General features: G+C 46.4%; 6 protein-coding genes. 2 read left to right on the top strand and 4 right to left on the bottom strand.

Annotated elements, in window-relative coordinates; all coding sequences use genetic code 11:
- A partial coding sequence (locus tag NFR19_RS08735; protein WP_251213409.1) for a DUF6273 domain-containing protein occupies positions 1 to 635 on the top strand: 635 nt, incomplete at its 5' end.
- 122 nt (positions 636 to 757) lie between these two features.
- On the opposite strand, the gene NFR19_RS08730 is transcribed toward NFR19_RS08735, so the two are convergent.
- The 3 genes from NFR19_RS08730 to NFR19_RS08720 form a co-directional block, all read right to left on the bottom strand.
- On the bottom strand, positions 758 to 1,405 hold the full coding sequence (locus NFR19_RS08730) for a hypothetical protein (RefSeq protein ID WP_251213408.1): 648 nt from the start codon (positions 1,403 to 1,405) through the stop codon (positions 758 to 760).
- Between the two features lie 136 nt (positions 1,406 to 1,541).
- The gene (locus tag NFR19_RS08725) at positions 1,542 to 1,820 is read right to left on the bottom strand and encodes a type II toxin-antitoxin system RelE/ParE family toxin (RefSeq protein ID WP_251213407.1); all 279 of its coding nucleotides are present in this window, start codon (positions 1,818 to 1,820) and stop codon (positions 1,542 to 1,544) included.
- A complete protein-coding gene (locus tag NFR19_RS08720; protein ID WP_251213406.1) occupies positions 1,813 to 2,082 on the bottom strand; it encodes a type II toxin-antitoxin system RelB/DinJ family antitoxin in 270 nt (89 codons plus the stop codon). Before NFR19_RS08720 ends, NFR19_RS08725 begins: the two co-directional genes overlap by 8 nt.
- Positions 2,083 to 2,240: 158 nt before the next feature.
- On the opposite strand from NFR19_RS08720, the gene NFR19_RS08715 reads away from it, so the two are divergent.
- Entirely contained in the window at positions 2,241 to 2,729 is a 489-nt protein-coding gene (locus NFR19_RS08715; protein WP_251213405.1) for a hypothetical protein, read from the top strand.
- 106 nt (positions 2,730 to 2,835) lie between these two features.
- Here the strand turns inward: NFR19_RS08715 and NFR19_RS08710 are convergent.
- A partial coding sequence (locus NFR19_RS08710) for a hypothetical protein (RefSeq protein ID WP_251213404.1) occupies positions 2,836 to 3,425 on the bottom strand: 590 nt, incomplete at its 5' end.

The following is a 3,425-nucleotide window of genomic DNA, read 5'->3' as shown; positions in this document are numbered from 1 at the left end:
ATAATGCACTTTATCCGCTGCGGATCATCGGGCTGAACCAGGACCAAGCATTTCGGAATAACGTCCCAGACGGTCAACTAGGTTTGACTTTCCAATTCAAGGAATGCATAACATCTGCTGAATATGGCGCGTGGGAGGTTCTTAGTCAAGGATGGGGAGCTTCGTTTCTCAGACTCCGCCTTCACGCAGATGGGGATATTTACGGTGCCTTCCCAGAAACTATCAAGAAAGCAATTGAACCAGCTGTTAAATCATACAGCGCCAATAATTCTACCAGCATCAATGTCGACCTTATGTTCCTACCGTCTTTGAAGGAGTTGCTAGGTAGCTCCTATGATTCCTTGAACGAGTTAAACCTTGGGCAACCAGACTCAGCTGTATCGCTTTTAGGAAATGAAGGCACCGGGGTATCAAGAAAAGACGGTTATTTGTTCTATGAAAGCAGAACGTCTAAGGCAGATCTAAAAAATGCTTTGTCGAATGGCCAGCAATGGTGGCTTCGGTCTGTTTGGTTCAAATCCAATGGGGTAGAAGCTCAGGGAGTTCCCAATATCGTCATTGTTGCAGACGGAGGGTGGCCAGGAGGCGCTGGCCCGACTGCCGAAAAGGGAGTTCTGCCCTGCTTCTGTATGTAACGAACAAGCAGAAGCAACGTAACAGAAGTTGGGAAACTAATACGGGATCGACTAGTCGATCCCGTATCCACATATTTGTACTTGATTGAGGCTAAGCCTATAGAAACAGAGCACTCAATCGGCTATAGGCAAAAGCAAGGGATCATATTCCGTGCGTGATTGCCATGCTGAGAGCCAGGCATGCCATTGGCATTAATGTATGCTATTGTGAAATAATCGCCAACCTTTTCCAACCGATCTCGCAGCCAGAATTCTCCAAAATTGAAACTTTTGATTATTTGCGCATTGTTAGCTCCCCCTGGCGCAATCCCCAGACTCTCGAAGTGCAGATACACCTCGTTTAGACCTTTACCTACGCCAAGGGCACCTGCGCCATCTGATTTGAGATCAGTACCTACTTCATACAGCGATAAGAGGAAGACTTTAGCATCGTTGCCTAAGGCAAAATTACTCGTTGATCCTTTATTCAGCCACTGCTTTCTTACCGGAGTAAGCGCATCCTTCACACTTGCAGCCAAATCCCCTCCAGTTTCCTTCCAGCTATAGGGGATAGGAGCTTGCTCTTCGACCCAGCTGAAGCTCAACTCACCAAAGACACTATTCCTTACGGCGGGCTCCATGAACATAAACGTAAGCCCCGCCATGCCGCCTGAGGCCTTCTCGTCCTGGTTCAACCCGATGATCCGCAGCGGATAAAGCGCATTGGAAAATAGTAGAGCGTCGGCTTTAGGTGAACTGCACACCGTGCGGACGCTCTCACTGTAACGCATTATACCTTGATATCTAAACCATAGGGCATTGATCAGCAGAGCCAGTACTTGCAGGAAACGGCTATTGATGACCCTCAGTTGCTAAGTCATACAAGCTGACGAGCGACGAAGAAATATCTAACGAATAGGCATCTCATTAGAACAGATCGCTATGCGACCCAGTTCTAATGAGTTTAAGTAAAAGAGCCTGTTTCTCGATTTTGTATATCAAAAGCCAGTCGGGTTCGATATGGCATTCTCGCACGCCTTTATAATTCCTTGAATTTGTTAGAGCATGATCTCTATATGCAGAAGGGAGTTGCTTTTCGGAACGCAAAAGCTCGACTACAGCTTCTAGCTTATTGGCATCTAGTCCTCTTTTTATGGCTTGCTTAAAATCCCTTTTGAATTGACTCGTGAACTCGAGCTTAAGCATGCAAAGCCGCCATCAATTCCGCAGTGTCATCGTACGGGCCGTAAATATCGGTTCCATTTTCAGCTGACTCCATTGCTGCATAGGTCGTCTCGTTCGGCTCATCTATGCGCACGTCGAAGGGCAATCCGTGGCATCGTAAAGCCTGCCTGTAAAAAAGACCAGTAGCGGTGCTCATATCGAGCCCAAGAGATTCAAACAACGACGCGGTCTCTCTTTTAAGCTCAGGCTCGATTCGAAGAGTCATGTTTACTTTGTTTGCCATCGTCGTCTCCTTAGATAGCGATACGATGAAACACATTCTATTTGCATCGCACATAAAATGCTAGCCTTTCAATCGATGCGCTTTATCCGCCGCGGATCATCGGCTTGAATCAGGACAGAAAGACTTCTGGAGGTGCTGCAGGGCTAACGTTTCAGCTAATGACGGCAGTAGGACAAGGCGCAATTGCCAGCGATGATATCGTCACTAACAATGCCAATCTATGGGCCACAAATGATAGCGGGTTAATAAGTGTGGTCAATTCGAGTGTTTCCAAATTTTCGTCAGAGGTACAAAGCGCAATAGTGGATGTTGATAAGCGTATGGGTATTAGTGATCCGTATTTTATTACCAAATCATTTACCATGTTTTCTCCCTCTGCAGGAGAGCTCATCTCTGGATATGCAAATGATGGTTTCGGAGATGATCATAATCAGACTTATCTTTTCTATCAGGATTGCGCTTTTGAAGACGATCGCTTGAAGCTTGGGTATATATACCGAACCAGGACAAACTTAACCCTTGACGGGCGATATATCTCACGCGTAATCAGCGTGAACGCAACTGCGTGGGGCTGGGCATATTTTGGCTACCCTGAAGGGTATATCCCTTTAGCTGATACGAAATTGATTGCATGTTTCTGTTTCTGATCTGACATAGTTACAGCGAAGAGCTCTTTACTGTATTCAAAAACGAGTATGAGCGAGACGACAGTGAAAACTATCGTCTCGCTCTCTAGAATGGAACGTATGGAGCTTATAGACAGAAGCAGGGGCATATTTTTCTGAGAGCCATAGGTGTGCCAACCTCAATTCCTGCACCATCCCATGAAACAGCAAGGGGTGGATGAGCATTCAAACTACCCTCCCACGGATAAGTGTCCCTCAACCATGTTCCTGGTAAACTCATGCCTTTAACAACGGCGCCATCAACATTCCCATAAGACAGTCCACGGCTAGAGAAATGCATGTAGATTTCATCTTTATTCTGGCCAACGCCTAAGTTGCTTATCTGCTTGTTATCAGTTACCGCAATGCCAAGTTCGCTTGCAGAGAGAATATGGCACTTCCCTGAATTCATAGCGACTGAATCGCTTTTGGAGACATAGAGTTGCCTTTTTAGGACGGGTTCCGCTAATGCTTTGACAGAGTTCGCCAGCTGTCCGCCATTTCTTAGAAAATCACCAAGAGAGTTTCCAGATTCGTGAATAGCCGCCGGTTCGTCATCATTTCTGTAGCGATAACTATCTACGGTTGCCCCCATCATGAACGTAAGCCCTGCCATGCCGCCTGAGATCTTCTCGTCCTGATTCAATCCGATGATCCGCAGCGGATAAAGTGCATTAT

The organism is Adlercreutzia murintestinalis (assembly GCF_943192905.1).
GTDB classification, from domain to species: domain Bacteria; phylum Actinomycetota; class Coriobacteriia; order Coriobacteriales; family Eggerthellaceae; genus Adlercreutzia_A; species Adlercreutzia_A murintestinalis.
This window is presented reverse-complemented; position numbering and strand designations above follow the sequence as displayed.

Excerpts from the sequence above, each read along its gene's own strand:
- NFR19_RS08730 (WP_251213408.1), bottom strand. The coding sequence starts at position 1,405 with ATGCGTTACAGTGAGAGCGTCCGCACGGTGTGCAGTTCACCTAAAGCC.
- NFR19_RS08725 (WP_251213407.1), bottom strand. The coding sequence starts at position 1,820 with ATGCTTAAGCTCGAGTTCACGAGTCAATTCAAAAGGGATTTTAAGCAA.
- NFR19_RS08720 (WP_251213406.1), bottom strand. The coding sequence starts at position 2,082 with ATGGCAAACAAAGTAAACATGACTCTTCGAATCGAGCCTGAGCTTAAA.
- NFR19_RS08715 (WP_251213405.1), top strand. The coding sequence starts at position 2,241 with ATGACGGCAGTAGGACAAGGCGCAATTGCCAGCGATGATATCGTCACT.